Below are 19,317 nucleotides of genomic sequence, written 5' to 3'. Positions count from 1 at the left end.
ATCAAAGAACGGAGCTCTTTACTAAATTTTTGAATAGTAATTTTTTAGACAGATGTAAATTTCTTTTCATCTAATATAAGTTCACCATCGTAGCTATAGGCTGCCAATATACCTCCTTTTGCTACGCTATAATCCAGACAACAAATATTATCTTGGTATAGCGAAGGTTTTCCTTCTAACCAATAATGCCCGAAGAAAACAATTTTGTCATCTTTTTTATAAAAATCTATTTCTTTCAAATTGACTACTTCTTCTGGAAGTTTATCATTTGTAGGCATACTAATGGTTTTGTAAGTCATTCCCGATGGTTCTACCCACCATTTTATTCTCATTTCATTTCGTAGGTGACCGTCTTTATCTGGCAATCGCCTGTCATTGGGTATGCTAATTTCCTTACCTTTCAAGGTATTCTCAATCGCGTCATACAATTCTGTTTCTTCCTTTACAGATTGAAATATTAAATCATCTGTTAGTCGGTTGTTGCTTAAATGTTTTTTTAGGTAGTCAATACTTTTATAATCCCAACAAGCGTGCACAGCTCTAAACGTTTCTGTTTCGTAGAATAGTGGTAATGTTTTAAACCATTCTAAATATTCTTCGTACTCTTCCTGTTTGTTTTTAAATTGTTCTAATGTCTCGTAGTGTTGAAGGATATTCTTAATTGAATGCTCTCGTAAGTGTCCTCCTTTAGGATCTTTAAAATGAAAAGTAAGAGCATTATATTCGTGATTACCCAATAACGCAATGGCACTACCATTGTCAGACATTTGTTTTACGATCTCTAAAGTCTCTCTAATTTTTGGACCTCTATCAATATAGTCGCCCACAAATAAAGCTTTTCTTTCAGGGTGTGAATAATAGTTGTCCTTTTTTGAATATCCCAATTTGGTAAGTAATTCTTCAAGTTCATCAGCGTACCCGTGTACGTCTCCAATTAAGTCAATCATTGTTTTTTGTTAGGTATTATTAGTTATACAATCGAGTAATATAACCATATCGCTAAGTGTTATCATTATAAATTATGATTTTAAAATTTCATCGAATTCAATGGCTACAACAAACGATAAGTTGATTTCATATAAAATCATTTAATACAAGTCTATGCACCAATCTTGTAGCGATAAACCTACTGTTAAAATTTTTATCAATTCGAACAACAGAGTAAGCATGTCCAAATTTTGAAATTGCAAACAGAGACTAAAACTCATGCATAATCGTGAGGTATTAGTTGAAAATTCTTACTATATTTGAGATATCATTACGAATCACGTGAAGTGATAGCAACCTGCTCAAACAGGCGAAGGTGCTAAAACAATGAGCCTATTTCTAGGAAAAATATGATTTATTCCTTTTATAGTATTTACCGATTACTGTGTTCTTATAACACAAAAACAACGTGATTAAAGTTCAAAGGTTTTCAAAAGAAACTCTGCGCAGGAAGCTGAGCGGAACTGCTATGGCGCTTGAAAACTAATTAAACTAAATTATAAATTAACATAAAGACAGTAATTATGACAGAAAAATTTAAAGACATCCCTGTAGAGGAAGACACTCAAATTATCGCAAGTGTTAAGGCTAACATCGCCGAATACGATGTGGTTTATCAAAAATGGCATTGGGATGGCATTTATGCAGAAAGCGTTATCTTCTTCAATGATGACGTCGCAGGGTTAACTGAAGAACAAATTAAAAAGGAAGTTGCGCTTTGTACGGATATGGTTAAGGAAAATTCTCAAATGACTTTTAATAAAGGAGATAAATATACCTTCGTGAATTTCAATTTTGTTTATAGCTAAAAATGTTTACTCATGACCTTAAAACAGATCTTACAAACCAATACGTGGTCTACTATTTTACCTGTGTTTTTGAAAACCTATCCTGAGGCAGAAGAAAACATTAAGGGATACCAAACTGTATTTGAAAAATTGGTAATAATGTCCCCCGAAGAAAACGATATGTCGATTGTCATAACCAAAGAAAAAGATGGCGAGGACGAGTATATTGACGTTTCAGGGGTACATAAGAATCCGAAAAACGAGGAGGGAACTTATTCACAAGCCATAGAGTTTACGCCGTGGCGAGAATGGCTGGGTATGGATATCAATAAAGAAACTTCAAACGATTTTTCTGGATTGGAAATCATTGTCCATTGTCTTTACGAAATGACCTTTGTAGGCTTTACCGAAGAAGTCATTCAAGAAAAAATCAATAGAATCGAAAAGAGTAGAAAGGAACGTGAATCAATGACTAAAGCAGAGAGAGATGCCACCGCGATTTCAGCAGAAGAGCTCTTCAAAGAATGGCTTGATGAAAACAACGATTAGCTGGTATTATCATTAGCGATCTCCATCACGAATTATAATTTTCTGGAAAATTATAAAAATGAATGGAATTAATAAAAATATACAATAAACAATAAAAAACTATTCTTAGTTAAACTAGGATATGAATCTTTAAATTGCGGGTATGGACTTGGTAATTTGATCAAGCTATCTACAAACGACTTATATTGAGTTTGATTATAGTAATACACATTTATAAAACTAACTAACTAATAACCAAAATGAAAAACAAAGACAAACAAATTACCTTTAGTGACGTACAATATCCAAAATACAACACCGCAATAATTGTGGTCGGCGGGGTCGGCACGGACAAACAATCGGTTATAGATAAATTGTCGGGAGAATGGGCTATACTAAATGATGAAACCGAAAAAACCATTCGGGAAGAAATTAGAAAAGCCGATCCTGAAAAGAAACCAAACATTGTTATCACTGATTGGGTCGAGGATGTCAGCGATTTCATAAACTGTACATTTGTACTTACTTATAAAATGGGATACGATGTTATAGACATTCATTTGGTCTGGAAGATTGAAGATGTTCAGGTCGCAATGGAGCAAAAACCTATTAGTGAAGATAAAGGCATGTCGGACGCCGTAATTAAGTCGTCATATTACATGATTGATAAATTGTGTAATGATATCATCGAGGGGAAATTGAGTTTAGAAAAAAATTTTGATGGTGATATTTGGTATATTGAAGATGATAGTGAAATCCTAATTAAGAATTCGGGACACCAATCGACTTCTATTAAGTAAGATACTCCAAGCAACATAACTGATTTTACACCAAAAGCATAATCATGTTCAAGTAATGAAATGAGCTTATAAATTTTTAATATAAAGAATCAAAATCAAAAGGGGAAGTTTCTCAAAAACTGTATCCCTTTTTTCTGTCATATAAGCTTCTTAACTTTCTGCACAGTACCTAAGCTAACATCACATAGTTTTGCCGTTTTGCGTAAAGACATCCCCGCATTAAGTTCTTTTATGACGTTGGTGTACTGACTAAGGAATTCTTTCTTGGTTTGAGTTGAACCTCTAACACGACCTTTATACGTTCCTTTGGCTTTTGCTATTGCAATACCTTCCCTTTGTCTTTCGAGCATGGTTTCCCTTTCCATTTCACCAATCTGACCCATAACAGTAGTTATTAGTTTAAAAGCGGGATTTGATTTATCTCCAATCCTACTTTCCAGCCCCAAAGAATCTATCTTGACGGTGACACCAGCTTTATCAAGTATTTGTAATGTCGTCAGGATGTCCAATAAATTTCTACCTAACCGATCCACCGCATGGACACTTATATAATTAATCTCACCGAGTGCAACAGAATAAAAAAGTTCTTTACCCTGTTCCCGTTTACTGAATGGTATCGATCCACTGCAAACATCGATGTATAGTTTTTCGTTCGGGTGATTGTTTATTAATTGCCTTTCGTGGTTTTGATTGGCTGTACTGATTCGGACATAACGTGCTTTCATAACTATTAGCTTTTGACTTATCACTAAGATACAAAAACCATTTTATTGTGCCTAATTTAGGATGGATATAATTGACACAGCAAAACCTCAATGAATGGGTTTCATAAAATGAAATAATTGATACACGAATATACCTTACTCTAAAAATAATATGTTGATTTTAATTGATAAAAATGTCATGATTTGGGTTTCTAAAAATTGATCAAATATTATTTCAATTTAATTTTTTCCTGATTTTTAACTAGTCAAGAATATTATATGAATACTGAGAGCATGGATTGTCTAGTTTAGCTGGGACGAATTTTTACGGTCATAAATTATATATTTGAATTATGGCAAAAAGATACAACAATGAATTAAAGGTTACAATAGTAGAACTATTGCAATCCGGAATGAAGGCAAAACAAATAAGTGAGGATTATGGTGTTGCTCCCAGCCTTATAAGTCGCTGGAAAAAGGAATACGAGGCTAAATCTGGAGATTTTTCCAAGAAAAGAGAACTTACAGTGGAAGAGCAAGAACTTAAAGCGTTACGTAAAGAATTACGCGATGTGAAAATGGAGCGTGATATCTTAAAAAAGGCAGTAACCATCTTTTCCAAGAGCGATCATTAAAATATCAATTCATTTTATCAAATGAATCAGATTTTGTGGTTGAGAAGATGTGTAAATGTATGCAAGTCAGTAAAAATGCATATTACAATTGGCGTAAGAATAAGAATTCAGTAAGAACTAAAAACTCTGTAATATTATTAAAAGAACGGATTAGAGCTATTTTTGAAGATAGTAAAGAGATTTATGGAAGCTGTAGAATACAGAAAATGTTAGAACGCGAAAATCTAAATTATTGCCGTTCATATATCGCAATATTGATGAAAGAAATGGAGTTGAAAAGTGTTTTAAAAAGAAAGTTTGTAAACACAACCGATTCCAGGCATAACTTTCCATTGGCTAAAAATGAACTAGATAGAGAATTTTCAAGTTCAACAATAGGAGAGAAATGGGTGTCTGACATCACTTACATTAGAGTAAATGATAACTGGAATTACCTAACAACTATTATAGATTTAGCAGACAGAAAGGTTGTAGGATGGGCGTTAAGCGAAGATATGACTGTGCAAAACACGGTGTTAAAAGCTTGGATTCATGCTAGAAGAAATCGAGCTATTTCAAATAATTTCATATTTCATTCCGACAGAGGCGTTCAGTATGCAGCCAATACAATGACTAATATTTTTTCTTTCAATAGCAACATAAGACAATCCATGAGTAGAAAAGGGAACTGTTGGGATAATGCAGTAGCGGAAAGCTTTTTTAAGACTATTAAATACGAATGGTTATATCGTTTTAAGTTCACTTCATACTTGCAATTATTTGACAAAATAAGCCAGTACATTACATGGTATAATACAAAAAGAATTCATTCAAGCTTGGATTATTTAACACCACTAGAAATGGAAATAAAACTAAAAAGAATTATCAACAATGCGGCCTAAAAAATTAGTCCCATTTTTATTAGGTAGTCCAGTATTTCCACAGAATAGATGAAATTAAATCTTGAAATATTTAAATACGATAAAGGTTAGCCAACGAAATTTAGTTACTGTGACGTAAATAATAGTCATCCATAAGAAATCCCGAAAATAGTTTCGGGATTTTCTTTTTAATAGTGCTAATAATTACAATTTCACAACTTCATATTCTTCAAAATTTCGCGGGTTCTTTTTTCTTCGTTAACGCGATAAATTGCCGTCGTCGTTGAATTGGTATGCGAAGCCATCAACATTGCCATTTCCCGTGGCAGTGAATCCAAGAAAGTATGTTTAAGCGAATAGAAGTCCGCAGTAATTTTTAAAACCTCACCATTTTCATCCTTAATATCTTCTGAATTCTTGACTAACCTGAGCCATCTTAAAGTTATTTGGTATGGCTTGATCGGCTCTTCACCTGCAATAAGGCCTCGAGCGAATATATAATGATCAGGCTTTGCCTTGTGAACCATTTCTTTCCAAAGTGGTAAGACCTCTTTTAAAATAACCTTAGTGGTTTCATGAGGATTGGAACCTTTCATTATGATGGTGTTGTACTCCTGCATATCGATATTCACATCTTTGGCTTGGATACGGAATAGTTCGGTAGTTCTTGCACCCGAGTAAAGGAATATTTGCGCATACCTCCAAAATTCGTAGTGATTCGATTTCAAATGCGACATTACTGCATCTAGTTCTGTCGTGGACATGACCTCTCTCTGAGTTTGGACAATTTTTCGTTTGCGAATGTCGCGCACAATATTATGTGAGCAACACTCATACTCGACAAGCTCCCTGAAAATGCTCGATAAGAATGCTATGTATTTATTGTAGTAACTACTCGGTAAATTACAGGCATCCAACAACTGTTTAAGTTGTCGCCTTTTGAGTTGTTCAATGACGACATTCTGTAATCCCACCTTGACTGCATGTTTCTCAAGACGATCTATGCACCAACCAACTTCTTTCCGATGTTTTTCTGTACACTGAATTTTGGTCATTACGTTTCTGAACGCATCTATAAAAAATAGGTATGGGGTTAGAGTTGTGTTATTAACGACCTCTTTTATTATTTTTTTCAGTATTGGGTTATATCCCATTTTGAGAAGATCGATCTGTTCATCAATGATAACTTGGGTCAACGCTTGCCGACCTATCAGCTCCTTTTCAGAGTTCATCCCCCTAACGAGAACGAACTTTCCCTTCTTGATATCAGGCTCATAAAAGTAGTATTGGATATACCAATCTTTTTTCATAAGGGACGAAATCCCTGTTTTCCAGTTTTTCGGATTGACTGACGGCACACTCATTTTGTTGCCATTTGGTAATAAAATTTTATTCGACATAATTGCTACGGGTATTGCTACGGTTAGCATTTTAGCAGAGGTAATAATGTCGCATAAAAAAAGCCGAAACCTACTGTTAGTAAGGGTTTCGGCTTTGTGAGCCCGACAGGATTCGAACCTGTGACCGCCTCCTTAGAAGGGAGGTGCTCTATCCAACTGAGCTACGAGCCCATTCAAGAACTGACGTTCTGAAATGGTAAAAACAAATTTTCATTTGTCTTACGGTCGGCAAATATACAATTTCTATTAAAAGAACATAACTAAATCGTAAAAAAAACACTTAAAGATTCATAATAAATATCGTCTTTTTTGAAACTCTCTAATAACCAGTTTCTTGACATTTAAATGTATTATGGTATTCCTTAGAAATTATTACATTATTTCATATTAATCCTTTCCACTATCAACATTACGCCACGCACTCAAAATTTTTTCAACAGAAGCCGTGACCGCGTCGCTTACTTCCTCCGTCTGGATGCGATTTGAGTTAGTGGATTAATGTTAACATCGAATCAGAATAAATAAAAAAATAGAATTTCATCAACTATTTAAATGTTTAGAACCTCAGATTAATTTAATCTGAGGTTTTTTTATTCTACGTGTAATTTGATAATAAATCTAAATTTCTGTATTAGAATTAAACCGAAAACAATTAATTCTAAATTAAATAACATCCTACTTATTAGGTCGCTTCCCTTTGCCATAGTCCATACAGTAACATAGGTTACACTCATTGCCATCTTAACCGACTATCTTTGCCCATGAGGTGTACAAGCATCTCTTTATAATAAATAATCCCCAATTTTTTAAAAAAGTAGTATGAAAAATCAATTTTTAATGATCGCTTTTATTCTTGTAGGCTCTGTATTTTACACAGCAGTATCCGCTCAATCACTAAGTGTTTCAGACATTGAGAATTCCGTCAAAAACGACGGTAAGTATGCGATCCTCGTTCCGAATGCACGCTATTTTCAAGCCGCCGTGATGACGGGTAAGGAACTTAAAACCAACAATCCGAAAATGGATTTTGAGATTGTACTCATCAGTGCCGTCGCTAAAGATTTGGCTACGGATGAAAGTCTGAAATCCTTTATTGAAATCAGTGAAAAAATAGGCGTACGCATTGTGGTTTGTGAGTCGGCGATGAATCACTTTGGCGTGAAAAAATCAGACTATCATCCTTCAATTAAAACAACACCTGACGGTTTTGCTTATATGTTCGGTTTGCAGGAAAATGGTTACAAAACAATTTCATTATAATTGAAATTAGTTGCATTACTCTACTATGATAAAAGAAAAAACCCTCAATCGAGGGTCTTTTCATTCTTATTTTAGAATACATCAAATTATCTGATTTTTTAAAGCACTATACTCTATGTAAAGACTAAAGTTATGGTGCTTTAGAATTCTTTTATCATTGCAAACTTTATGTCCTAAATCAAATAAATATTATAATCCAACAATGGCAGGCAATCTGGATATAAAAGCGTCATGTACTACTTGCGGGGCAGAAATATGTCCCTTTTTTTGTTGATTGGCTGCATATAAATAACCTTGTCTGGCTGCTTCGATGCGCTGATTTGGAGTTCCGTGGTGTCCTGGGCTAGTGAAGCCACAATCGCCAATATTGTAAAAAGCCGAAAGTACATCTTCAACTCTTTTCCAGTTATAGGTACCACCAAGCTTATGAGTTAAATAATAACCGGTAAGAAAGTCTGCTTCTAGTTCTGTCATTCGGGTCGACTCTGGAGTGCCATTAAATGCCGGGACTGGATAATTCCAAATGTTATAATTCTTAAATTGTATTTGGTGACCCCATTCGTGGGCAAGAATACTGGACCAAATTACTTTAGGGTCTAAGCCAGTTTCTGATAACATAGATACAATCCCGTCACCTATAACAATAAATCCGTCGAAAGTTGCAAAACCATCTGAAGCATAAAATGGGTTTTCTGGTATTTGATCACTTGCAGTATTAAAGTGTTCCGCAAAACTCAAAAAATAATCGACATCGGCGGGTGATGCATTGGAATAATTCTCATAAATGAAACGAATAAAATCCAAATCTTGTAAAGAAGAAGTGTGCTGGCCTCTAACCGTTATTAAATTGGGCATATTCCAGAATTTTTCTAAACTTCTGACGTTATTTTTGACGTAGTTTGTGTACTCACCATTTGCTCCAAAAGTATCAGCATTTTTATAATCATCCAACGCAGCAATTTGATTAATTACGAAATAGTCGTCTAAAATAACACTGATAGCGTCTGGATTGCCGTCCCAATTGGAGATAAACCCATTGATGAGCGCATTATTATAATAGGAGGTAACAGCTCTAAATGGCGTATTATCGCACTCACTAGGTATAACTGCCTTGTTTAGATCGTGCGAGAAATCGTGGACTTTTTTTCCGGAGATGGTCCAATTCAAATTTCCTACAATACCGTCAGATATAGTATTTTCAAGCGTTGATGAACGACCTTGAACTTGTCTCTTATCAAGCTCTAAAGAATGTTCTGATGGTTTTTTTAGCTCATCGGTACTACAGGACGCTAGTATTAAACCGAAAGCTACGGCAACTAATACTTTTTTCTTTGTTGTTTTCATAATTAATGGTTTTTCGTTAATAAATTCCTATCATGAATTTAAGGAATTTTATGTTAAAAAAGACGATCAATTAATTCTTTAAATCAAATTTCAACCTTTGAACAGCTTGTGAATGTGTGTTTTAGAGGTAAACAGCAATAGATTTATAAGAAAAACATAGCCAGGGCAATCTAATCTTCATTTTTTAAATGCTAGTCCAACAAACCATTCAAAACTAAATTAGAAATAGATTTCTCAGAGTGTTTTTGATTAAGTGATCAAATGAAATGGAGTGTTAGCACTATTGTTTCCAAAACTCAAATTCCTCCCACCTTCTTTATTACGGAATGCATGTGGCAGTGATCCAAAAAATTTATCAATTATAAACTTGTGTTGTTTTTAAAAAACTAGTGTAATGCTGCCTAATATTGGAATTCTGAGACTGCGTTATAAAGAAGTAAAGATTATCTTTTTAAAGCTAAATGTCCCGTTTTCACAATGCGATCATCTAAAACTATTTTGAACCAATAACCGGTTGCTGGCATAGGCATACCATGGTAAGTGCCATCCCATTTATCATTAATTGTTTCAAATACTTTTAAGAGTTTTCCGTAGCGATCAAAAATAAATACTTTAAAATTTTCATTTGAGATGCTATTTATTCCCCAAACATCATTCCACGTATCATTATTGGGAGTGAATATGGGATAATCTAAAATAAAAACTTCTTCTTGGAAAAAGCCACAGCTATAAATTTCTTTTCCATGAACTAAATATCGCTCACCTTTTAGATTTTTAAAAACTGTATCGGTTTTCGCTTAGGGATGAGGTTCAGGTTTAATGTTCCGTAAAATGCCAGCCTAAAGAAACATGAAAAACGAATTTTTATATTAAAGATGGGCTGATCAAAAATTGAGAGTTCCCATTCAAATTAGAAAATAATAATTAATTTATATTTGATGTCGGTTGAACTCTTTGCGAACGATCCTTTTAATTCTTTACGCTTTAGTTTTTTATAACAAGCGATAATAATTCTTCAGTTAAGTTTGATATCTCATAGTAATAACTACAAAAAAGACCCTCAAGCGGAAGGTCTTTTTTTGTTTTTAAGTAAAGAGAATCCGTTATCCCGGCTTATCCACCGAAGCATCCCGCGCGAAAGGCACTTCGTCTGGAGCATTCTCCAAAAACTTATCCAAATTAAATAACGACTCGTCCGTTGCTTGTGGTCCGCCCGTAATTTTAAGTTTATCCAATAATTCCATGACCATTTTCTCTTCTTCAATTTGTTCTTTCACGAACCATTGCGCAAAATTAAAAGTAGCCCAATCTCCCTCTTTATGCGCCAAGTTCACGATTTCGTAAATGGCCGTGGTATTATCGACTTCATGCTTGAAAGTCTTTTCAAAACAGTCCTGCAAATTGGTAGGATCTGCAGGTGGCGCTTTTATGGCCGTTATTTTAATCGTGCCACCTCGCTGCATGATATATTGCATGACTTTCATCATATGATTGCGCTCTTCGCCAGAATGTCGGAATAGGAAATTGGCGATCCCGCCATAACCTTGAGCATCGGCCCAACAGCCATAGCTGAGGAAAATCTGTGCCGCTTCAGCTTCTTTGGTCACTTGGAGGTTTAAAATGTCTTCTATTTTTTTTGATAATCTATTGGTGTCCATCCATTGTAAATTTTAATGAAGGATAAAATAACGGAATTTTCAAAATAGGGATGAGCTCATTTGCAACAATTGGGTTTTGTAAAAAAAGGGTTTCAAAGCAGCGCTCGCATTTTGGTTTATGAGTTATAATTTTCTTGGATTGAAGCAGTGGTTAAATCACCTGTTTAGTAATTTTATAGATAAATTAAAAAATTATGGGTAGAGAAAATTTATACAACGACGACGCTAAAAAGAAAATTAAAGACATGGCGGAAGATATCGACTTCACTATGATGGCGACCAATCTTAAAGAAACACCCTTACATATGGTGCCGATGAGTACCAAAAAAGTGGACGATCAAGGACATATTTGGTTTTTGAGCAATAAGAACAGCACGCACAATCAAAATATTACCACGGACAACCATTTGCATCTTATTTATGCGGATAAAAGCAGCATGCAATTTTTGAATGTTTATGGTACGGCAGCCATTACTACGGACCGAAAAATCATTGACGAATTGTACGGTAAAACAGACGATGCTTGGTTTGACGGTAAAGATGACCCAAATATTACGGCGATTTCGGTAAAACCAACCGAAGCATTTTATTGGGATCCGAAAAACAACAAGCTGATTACTTTGGTAAAAATGGGCGTTGGTGCGGTTACTGGAAACCAACCGGATACCATGGACATAGGAAAGTTAAAACCATAATGCCCTATTATAACTCGAACTTCAGTTCGAGTTTTTTATCTCTTGATGTATTTGAACCCTACATCAGATGTCTTAATGCTTGATTCTAAAAGCAACTTGTGCTGAGCATGGTCGGAGTAAGCGGCGTTTGCTGAGCTTGTCGAAGTATCTTGATTCTTAACAAACCTTATTAATTAACTTTATAAGACACCAAATCCCTATTGAAACTCGTTAAATTCACAAAAAAAGGTATTTACTGCATCCCTGGAAAGTTCTATCTCGATCCTTGGTTGCCGGTTGATTATGCCATAATTTCTCACGGGCACGCCGATCATGCGCGCAGTGGCATGAAATATTATTTGTGTCAAACCGATTCGAAGGCGATTTTAAAACACCGTTTGGGTGCCGATATTCAGGTGGAGTCTTTGAATTATAACGAACCGCGATTGGTCAATGGCGTGCAAGTGAGTTTCTATCCGGCAGGCCATGTGATTGGATCGGCACAGATTCGTTTGGAATATAAAGGCTTCGTCGTAGTTTTTACGGGCGATTATAAAGTCAAAAATGATCATTTAACCGTTCCTTTTGAACCGGTTAAATGTCATGAATTTATTACCGAAAGCACTTTTGGACTTCCTATTTACAATTGGCTCACTGAAGAACAGCTGCAGCAGCAAATGATCGATTGGGTCCTGAAAAACCAATCCCATAACCGAACGAGCGTGTTTTTGGGCTATTCCTTAGGAAAGGCGCAACGCATCATGAAACTAATGGAAGGCGTGGATCAACTCTATGTGCATTCCGCCATCCATAATCTCAATTTGGCGATTGAAAGTTCTGGGATTTCGCTGCCGCAGACGGAATTGCTCACTTACGACTTTAAGAAGGAAGAACTTCAGAATAAAATCGTCATCCTGCCGCCAGGTTTATTGGGCTCGCGATTGTTGAAAAAAATCCCCAATGCGGCCACCGCCATTTGTTCGGGCTGGATGCAAGTTCGCGGTAACCGACGTTGGCAAGCGGTAGATGCAGGATTTGCCGTCAGCGACCATGCCGATTGGAATGGACTGCTATCGACCGTGAAAGCCACCGAAGCTGAAAAAGTATATGTGACCCACGGCAGTCAAGCGACCTTTTCAAAATATTTGAATGAAATCGGTATTCCATCTGCGGAAGTGAAAACCGAATACGGCTCCGAGGAAGATGATAAAGAAGTGACCACCGAAAAAACCGTAGCCTCATGAAGCATTTTTCAGAACTCATTAGCGCCATCGAAATCACGAATAAAACCAATGCGAAAATTGATGCCTTGGTGGATTATTTTAAGATGGCTTCGGATAAGGACAAGCTTTGGATTATTACTTTGTTTACAGGAAAACGTCCCGCCAGACCCGTTAAAACGACCTTGATGCGGCAATGGTGTTTAGAAATCACAGGTTATCCGGAATGGCTCTTTTTAGAAAGTTATAGCAGCGTGGGCGATTTGGGCGAAACCATCGCTTTAATGCTTCCCGAACCTGTCCAAAATATCGAAAAATCCTTGAGCACATGGATGGCAGAATTGATTGCTTTACGATCGAAATCGGACGAAGAAAAGAAGACCTATGTTTTGAATGCTTGGTCAGGATTACAAATGCAAGAACGATTGATTTTCAACAAGTTAATTGGCGGAAGCTTTAGGATTGGTATATCTAAAAAAACCTTGGTCAATGCCTTGTCCAAATATTCTGGCATTGATGCCAACCAACTCATGCACAGTATTATTGGTCACTGGGATATCAACAGCATCACTTTTGACGATTTGATCCAAGGCGAGCATATCAATTATGATAACTCCAAACCTTATCCATTTTGTCTGGCCTATAGTTTGGAAAAGGAATTGCCAGAATTGGGTGCGCCTGACGATTGGCAAATTGAATACAAATGGGATGGCATCAGAGGACAAATTGTGAAACGAAACGACGAGATTTTCATTTGGTCGCAAGGAGAGGAATTAGTCACGAGTCAATTCCCCGAATTGGTTTCAGCAATGGAAACTTTTGAGGACGATTTTGTCATTGATGGTGAAATATTAGCGCTTAAGGATAATGCGGTTTTGCTGTTCAACGATTTACAAAAACGACTAAATCGAAAAAATGTCAGTAAAAAGATGTTGGAAGAAATTCCCGTAGGATTTTATGTCTATGATGTTTTGGAATGGAACGGGGAAGACATTCGCACGAAACCTTTAAAATTCCGTCGTCAGATTTTGGAGAATTTACTGGCTTCTGAATGGTTGCCGAATCCTATTGTCATTTCTGAAATGATTCCTTTTGAAAACTGGACCGATTTGGATGCGATTAGAAATCAAGCGCGCGATTTCAACAGCGAAGGTTTAATGCTCAAGCAGAAGGAATCGCCATACCATACTGGACGAAAAAAGGGCGATTGGTGGAAATGGAAAGTGGACCCGCTGACCATAGATGCCGTTATGATTTATGCACAAAAGGGAAGTGGCCGACGCAGTTCAAAATACACCGATTATACCTTTGCGGTTAAAAAAGACGGCGGCTTGGTAACCGTGGCCAAAGCGTATTCTGGCTTAACCGATGTGGAAATCACTGAAATCTCAAAATTTGTCAATAAAAACGCCATCGAGAAATTTGGCCCAGTTCGGACCGTCAAACCGGAATTGGTTTTTGAGATTGCCTTTGAAGGCATCGCTTTTAGCAACCGTCATAAATCGGGTGTGGCTCTGAGGTTTCCTCGAATTTTAAGATGGCGACGTGATAAAACCGTGGATGACATTGATACCATTGAACAAGTGAAACTTTTAATCACGAACCCGAATTGAAAAACGTTCAGGATACCCCAGGCTATGCTATTGTTGCCAATTGGATGAAGGAAAAAGGGCAGGAGCCTTTCGATTTTCAAGTGCAGACTTGTAATGCTTATCACAACGGTAATAGCGGCATGGTCGTCGCGCCCACTGGATTTGGAAAAACATTTTCCGTGTTTTTGGCGGTCATTATTGATTATTTGAATCAGCCAGAAGCCTATAAAAAAGGCATGAAATTGCTGTGGATAAGTCCGCTACGGTCCTTGGCCAAAGATTTGGCGAAAGCCATGACCATTGCGGTCGAAGAAATTGGTCTGGATTGGGAAGTAGAAGTCCGAAATGGCGATACGCCGCAAAAAGACCGCCGCCGTCAGGAACGTTTGATGCCTGATGTATTGTTGACCACGCCAGAAACGCTTCATATTCTGTTTTCACAGAAGAGCAACTCACGATTTTTCAAAGATTTGCATTGCGTCGCCGTGGATGAATGGCATGAATTATTAGGTTCCAAACGTGGTGTATTGACCGAATTGGCACTCTCCCGAATATTATCCCTTTCAAAAGATGTTCAGATTTTCGGGATTACCGCGACCATAGGAAATTTGGATGAAGCGCAAAATGTTCTGATTCCCTATAAAAATATCAAGACCAAACGGATTGTTGCCAAGGAAAAAAAGAACATTGAAATTATAACCATTCTGCCCGACGAAATTGAAGTATTGCCCTGGGCAGGGCATATGGGCGTTAAAATGGTTTCTAAAATCATTCCGATTATTTACGAGAATAATACCACGCTCATTTTTACCAATACCAGAAATCAAGCGGAGATTTGGTATCAGCAAATTTTAAAGGCAGAACCTGATTTGGCTGGCCAGATTGCCATCCATCACGGCTCCATTGATGCCGAATTGCGCAATTGGATTGAAGATGCGATTTCTGACGGGCATCTCAAAGCAGTGGTTTGCACCTCGTCCTTAGATTTGGGCGTGGATTTCAAACCGGTGGATTGCGTCATTCAAATTGGTTCGCCCAAAGGGATTGCGCGCTTTATGCAACGTGCGGGAAGGAGTGGGCATTCGCCTTACGAAACTTCGAAAATCTATTTTGTGCCCACGCATTCGTTGGAATTGATTGAAGCTTCGGCCTTAAAACAAGCAGTAAAAGATAAGCGTATTGAAGCCCGAGAACCGATGGTGCTGACCTTTGACGTGTTGATTCAGTATATGGTCACTTTGGCTGTTGGCGAGGGTTTTAAGGAAAAGGAGTTGTTTGAAGCCATTCAAAAAGTGCATGCATTCCATTATATGACTCAAGAGGATTGGTATTGGGCGCTGCGGTTTATTACCGAAGGTGGCAACACCCTAAAATCCTATGAAGAATACCACAAAGTGATTTTGGACGACGATGGCTTGTATAAAGTGAAAAGCAAACGGATTGCGATGTTGCACCGCATGAATATTGGCGCCATCGTCAGTGATGCGATGTTGAAAGTCAAATTCATTTCTGGCGGCTATGTTGGGATGGTGGAAGAATATTTTATTTCCAAATTAAAACCCAACGATCATTTTATTTTGGCCGGACGTGTTTTGGAAATGGTGATGATTAAAGATATGACCGTTTTAGTAAAACGCAGTAAGCGAAAATCAGCCATCACCCCGAGTTGGTTAGGAGGCAGATTGCCATTATCTTCGTATTTAAGCCAGTATTTACGAGATAAGCTATCAGAATCCTTACATCCAAAAACGACAGAAAAAGAACTCCAATTTTTACATCCGCTGATTTCTCAACAGGAAAAACATTCACACATCCCCAGAAAAGATGAATTTCTCATCGAATTGATTGAAACCAAAGACGGGCATCATGTGTTTATGTATCCGTTTGAAGGCCGCTTGATTCATGAGGTCATGGCAGCCTTAATCGCCTATCGCTTAAGTTTGATAAAACCCTTGACTTTTACCATCGCCATGAACGATTATGGTTTTGAGTTATTGAGCGATCAAGCGATTCCCATTGATGAAAACAATATCAAAGATATATTATCCAAAGAAAATTTAATGGAAGATGTGATTGGCAGTATTAATGCTTCAGAAATGGCCTCACGTAAGTTTCGGGATATCGCCGTTATTTCAGGTTTGGTGGTGCAAAGCCAACCTGGAACTCGCAAAAACAACAAAAGTCTGCAATCGTCATCGGGATTAATTTTTAGAGTTTTGGAAGATTATGAGCCTCAAAATTTGTTGCTACGTCAAGCTTATACCGAAGTTTTCAACGAGCAATTGGAAGAAGCCCGCTTAAAAGAAGCTTTCGAACGCATTTCTAAAAGTAAACTTATTCTTAAATTTGCAAAATCTTTCACCCCATTGAGTTTTCCAATTAAAGTGGACAGTTTGCGACAATCGCTGACCAGTGAAGACTTGGACGCACGCATCCGTCGGATAAGGGACGAGGTAATGAAGCAAACGCAACTATGACGATTAGTACCAAGGACATCTCCATTCATAACGAAGTTTTTACACTAACCAATCAGCGGGCATTGTATTGGGAAAGGGAGAAAACCTTGGTGGTTTCTGATTTGCACATTGGCAAAACCGCTCATTTTAGAAAGGCAGGTATTCCGATTCCATCTGTTATTTTGGATAAAGATTTAAAGCGCTTACAAGGTTTGATCGATCATTTCATAGTGGAAACTGTTCTAGTGGTGGGCGATCTTTTTCATGCAGAAAACAATACCGATATTGATCAATTTCAAAGCTTTATAAATGATAATTCCATGGTTAACTTTGAGCTTATCAAGGGTAATCACGACCGATTAAAGGATAGTTTTTACGAAGCGATGGGCATCGTAGTTTTTAAAACTCATAAGGAGGTTGGTGCTTTAAGGTTTGTGCATGATGAACAACACTGTGACACGAAGACCTTTTGTATTTCTGGCCATACGCATCCTGGCGTTACGATAAAAGGCAAAGGAAAAGTCTTCATTAAATTGCCATGCTTTGAGGTTTCTGAACAGCGATTGATTCTTCCTGCTTTCAGTGAATTTACGGGATTGAATACCAAGCGAACGGTTGAAGAATCGACCTGTTATGGTTTTACGGAGAAATCTGTATTTGAGATATAATTTCTCGTTATTGCGCACCACCAAAATCTGATTTAGCGTTATCTTTAAATTTAAATCACTATTGTCAGATAAAAGAACCAAGACACTTCGACAAGCTCAGTAACCGCCACTGCGTTGATAGTAAAGTATTGAAAGCATTGGGCTTAAAGTTTAAGGCCATGTCCAAATTCGCAGATTTATGTAAGCGTTTGTAATAAAGAATAGAAGGAGTGTATAGATGAACAAAACTTAAAAAACCTCTATTTATAGAAGGGAACGCAAAGTGCTGCAAGTATTAATCGGACAATAATAAATTTAAATCTAAAGGGCATGAAAGATTTATTCAGAGCGCTTCTTGCAGGTTGGGGAGCAAAAAAAATAGGTGGTGGTAAATGCGGATGTATTGGTACCATTGTCGTATTTCTTATTTTATACTGGCTTCTAGGCTATGTTTTTAAAGTGTTTTAGATAGGCTTTTGATTTTTTAAGGCTAAAATTTAAATTTTACAACACTTAATTCATGTGAATAATTACTTTAACTAGTGTTCGCAATCTGCTTTAAGACAGACTAATAACACTTTGTCATTATTGATGTTTGTTGTAAAGAAAAGATAGTGCTCGCCACCGTCTTTAATTTTTAAGGTTTTACGAATATTCTGAACTGCTTCAGGAAAATTACGCGTGGTAATATTCGCTTTTTCGATGGAAAGCTTTTTAAGTGCTTTCTTATTATAAGGAACGGTTTTAATGATTTTAAATGCTCTTCCGGGGAATTCTAATAAGTTATAACTCGTATATAAATGCGAATGCTTGTGAAGTTTACTGACGTTGTAAGCGGTTGTTAACGAATTAAAACCTCCCGACTTCATAATGGCCGAGTTTGGCTCATACAGATAGGCGAGTGGTTCGCTATAGATGGTTTCAATCTGAGATTCATCTGCCATAAAAAACTCAAAATCTTCAGAATAATCGTTCTTAATATTGGTCGTTTTGATGGCAATCTGGCCAGAAAAACCCCGTTCTAAAGTCCATAACAATTCTTTGACCTCATTGTTAACGGCGACAATATGAATGGATTTCACATATTTCAGTTCATTGATGCCTAAAGTGATATCTAATAAAGGCGAGGTTTTTATGAGGATGTTTTTGGACCGTGACCATATCAATTCTAAATGGTCAGGAATATTTGGCAAACAATCTTTTAAAAAGAACACTTTCCCTTTGCTTTCATGACGTCGCGAGGGATCAACATAAATCCAATCGTACGTTTTTGACGAATGTTGAAGCTCTTCTAAACCATCGGTAGCGCAGGTTTTAATGTTGCTGACTTTTAACACCTCAAAATTATGTTTTACCATTTTGCTGAGATCCGCATTCAATTCGCAATGCGTCACCTTTTCAAAAGTTTTGGCAAAATAATAGGCATCCACACCAAAACCGCCGGTCAAATCAATAAGCGATTTGCCTGAAATCAAACGGGACTTATACGCCGCTGTAATTTCTGAAGAAGTTTGTTCAATATTAAGCTTGTTGGAATAATATATATTGGGCTGCTGGAACCACGTGGGTAATTTCTTTTCGCATCTGCTTTTTGCCTCAATCTGTTCCACCACTTCTGCGACCGACACCTCCTCAAAAGGAACACCTTTTAGAATCAGCGCCGTAGGATCAGTTTTAAGATTGTGGTTGATGTAATCTTGAACATCAGGATGTAAAATAGCAAAATTCATGACCTATAATTTACCGCGAAAATACCAAAATCAA

General features: G+C 36.9%; 18 protein-coding genes, 1 tRNA gene and 1 riboswitch. Of the genes, 11 read left to right on the top strand and 8 right to left on the bottom strand.

Features of this window, described 5'->3' with window-relative positions:
* Positions 1 to 44: 44 nt before the first annotated feature.
* Positions 45 to 947, bottom strand: a complete 903-nt coding sequence (locus ACOH2D_RS00410) for a metallophosphoesterase (RefSeq protein ID WP_449534059.1) — start codon at positions 945 to 947, stop codon at positions 45 to 47.
* Between the two features lie 303 nt (positions 948 to 1,250).
* Positions 1,251 to 1,347, top strand: a riboswitch (SAM-I-IV-variant riboswitch).
* Positions 1,348 to 1,511: 164 nt separating this feature from the next.
* On the opposite strand from ACOH2D_RS00410, the gene ACOH2D_RS00405 reads away from it, so the two are divergent.
* The 3 genes from ACOH2D_RS00405 (at position 1,512) to ACOH2D_RS00395 (ending at position 3,103) form a co-directional block, all read left to right on the top strand.
* The gene (locus ACOH2D_RS00405) at positions 1,512 to 1,796 is read left to right on the top strand and encodes a hypothetical protein (protein WP_348035089.1); all 285 of its coding nucleotides are present in this window, start codon (positions 1,512 to 1,514) and stop codon (positions 1,794 to 1,796) included.
* A 12-nt stretch (positions 1,797 to 1,808) separates the two neighbouring features.
* Complete coding sequence (locus ACOH2D_RS00400; RefSeq protein ID WP_348035090.1) at positions 1,809 to 2,324, top strand: DUF6557 family protein; 516 nt, start codon at positions 1,809 to 1,811, stop codon at positions 2,322 to 2,324.
* Positions 2,325 to 2,563: 239 nt separating this feature from the next.
* The gene (locus ACOH2D_RS00395) at positions 2,564 to 3,103 is read left to right on the top strand and encodes a hypothetical protein (protein ID WP_348035091.1); all 540 of its coding nucleotides are present in this window, start codon (positions 2,564 to 2,566) and stop codon (positions 3,101 to 3,103) included.
* Between the two features lie 137 nt (positions 3,104 to 3,240).
* Here the strand turns inward: ACOH2D_RS00395 and ACOH2D_RS00390 are convergent, their stop codons facing one another.
* Complete coding sequence (locus ACOH2D_RS00390; protein WP_348035092.1) at positions 3,241 to 3,828, bottom strand: recombinase family protein; 588 nt, start codon at positions 3,826 to 3,828, stop codon at positions 3,241 to 3,243.
* A gap of 332 nt (positions 3,829 to 4,160) precedes the next feature.
* Between ACOH2D_RS00390 and ACOH2D_RS00385 the strand changes: the two genes are divergently transcribed.
* Positions 4,161 to 5,323, top strand: a protein-coding gene (locus ACOH2D_RS00385) for an IS3 family transposase (RefSeq protein WP_449534058.1) whose coding sequence is annotated in 2 segments (ribosomal slippage) — positions 4,161 to 4,398 and positions 4,398 to 5,323 — 1,164 coding nt in all. Because the reading frame shifts where the segments join, the coding sequence is not laid out codon by codon here.
* Positions 5,324 to 5,514: 191 nt separating this feature from the next.
* On the opposite strand, the gene ACOH2D_RS00380 is transcribed toward ACOH2D_RS00385, so the two are convergent.
* Both ACOH2D_RS00380 and ACOH2D_RS00375 read right to left on the bottom strand, forming a co-directional pair.
* A complete protein-coding gene (locus ACOH2D_RS00380) occupies positions 5,515 to 6,702 on the bottom strand; it encodes a tyrosine-type recombinase/integrase (protein ID WP_348035094.1) in 1,188 nt (395 codons plus the stop codon).
* Between the two features lie 97 nt (positions 6,703 to 6,799).
* Positions 6,800 to 6,873, bottom strand: a tRNA-Arg gene (locus tag ACOH2D_RS00375).
* A gap of 648 nt (positions 6,874 to 7,521) precedes the next feature.
* Between ACOH2D_RS00375 and ACOH2D_RS00370 the strand changes: the two genes are divergently transcribed.
* Entirely contained in the window at positions 7,522 to 7,962 is a 441-nt protein-coding gene (locus ACOH2D_RS00370; protein ID WP_449534057.1) for a DsrE family protein, read from the top strand.
* Between the two features lie 189 nt (positions 7,963 to 8,151).
* Here ACOH2D_RS00370 and ACOH2D_RS00365 read toward each other — a convergent pair whose 3' ends face one another.
* From ACOH2D_RS00365 to ACOH2D_RS00355, 3 genes are all read right to left on the bottom strand, one after another.
* Positions 8,152 to 9,306: a hypothetical protein gene (locus tag ACOH2D_RS00365; RefSeq protein WP_449534056.1), complete on the bottom strand. Its 1,155-nt coding sequence runs from the start codon at positions 9,304 to 9,306 to the stop codon at positions 8,152 to 8,154.
* Between the two features lie 443 nt (positions 9,307 to 9,749).
* Positions 9,750 to 9,989, bottom strand: a complete 240-nt coding sequence (locus ACOH2D_RS00360; RefSeq protein WP_449534147.1) for a T9SS type B sorting domain-containing protein — start codon at positions 9,987 to 9,989, stop codon at positions 9,750 to 9,752.
* 420 nt (positions 9,990 to 10,409) lie between these two features.
* Positions 10,410 to 10,964 carry a ferritin gene (locus ACOH2D_RS00355; RefSeq protein ID WP_449534055.1) on the bottom strand — a complete coding sequence of 185 codons (555 nt, stop codon included), beginning with the start codon at positions 10,962 to 10,964 and terminating at the stop codon, positions 10,410 to 10,412.
* Between the two features lie 194 nt (positions 10,965 to 11,158).
* Between ACOH2D_RS00355 and ACOH2D_RS00350 the strand changes: the two genes are divergently transcribed.
* The 6 genes from ACOH2D_RS00350 to ACOH2D_RS00325 all read left to right on the top strand — a co-directional run bounded on the left by ACOH2D_RS00350 (position 11,159) and on the right by ACOH2D_RS00325 (position 18,021).
* Positions 11,159 to 11,659, top strand: a complete 501-nt coding sequence (locus ACOH2D_RS00350; RefSeq protein ID WP_348038506.1) for a pyridoxamine 5'-phosphate oxidase family protein — start codon at positions 11,159 to 11,161, stop codon at positions 11,657 to 11,659.
* 200 nt (positions 11,660 to 11,859) lie between these two features.
* A complete protein-coding gene (locus tag ACOH2D_RS00345; protein ID WP_449534054.1) occupies positions 11,860 to 12,882 on the top strand; it encodes a ligase-associated DNA damage response exonuclease in 1,023 nt (340 codons plus the stop codon).
* A complete protein-coding gene (locus ACOH2D_RS00340) occupies positions 12,879 to 14,471 on the top strand; it encodes an ATP-dependent DNA ligase (protein ID WP_449534053.1) in 1,593 nt (530 codons plus the stop codon). The genes ACOH2D_RS00345 and ACOH2D_RS00340 overlap by 4 nt, the downstream gene beginning before the upstream one ends.
* Positions 14,468 to 16,927, top strand: a complete 2,460-nt coding sequence (locus tag ACOH2D_RS00335; protein WP_449534052.1) for a ligase-associated DNA damage response DEXH box helicase — start codon at positions 14,468 to 14,470, stop codon at positions 16,925 to 16,927. Before ACOH2D_RS00340 ends, ACOH2D_RS00335 begins: the two co-directional genes overlap by 4 nt.
* Positions 16,924 to 17,574 (top strand): ligase-associated DNA damage response endonuclease PdeM, encoded by a 651-nt coding sequence (pdeM, locus tag ACOH2D_RS00330; protein ID WP_449534051.1) that lies wholly within the window; start codon positions 16,924 to 16,926, stop codon positions 17,572 to 17,574. Before ACOH2D_RS00335 ends, pdeM begins: the two co-directional genes overlap by 4 nt.
* 309 nt (positions 17,575 to 17,883) lie before the next feature.
* Entirely contained in the window at positions 17,884 to 18,021 is a 138-nt protein-coding gene (locus ACOH2D_RS00325; protein WP_348035649.1) for a hypothetical protein, read from the top strand.
* Positions 18,022 to 18,092: 71 nt separating this feature from the next.
* Here the strand turns inward: ACOH2D_RS00325 and ACOH2D_RS00320 are convergent, their stop codons facing one another.
* Positions 18,093 to 19,283, bottom strand: a complete 1,191-nt coding sequence (locus tag ACOH2D_RS00320; protein ID WP_449534050.1) for a THUMP-like domain-containing protein — start codon at positions 19,281 to 19,283, stop codon at positions 18,093 to 18,095.
* Positions 19,284 to 19,317 lie beyond the last annotated feature (34 nt).

Source organism: Gelidibacter sp., assembly GCF_053579655.1.
Note: the sequence above shows the minus strand (reverse complement) of the source record. Positions and strands in the feature narration are given on the sequence as shown.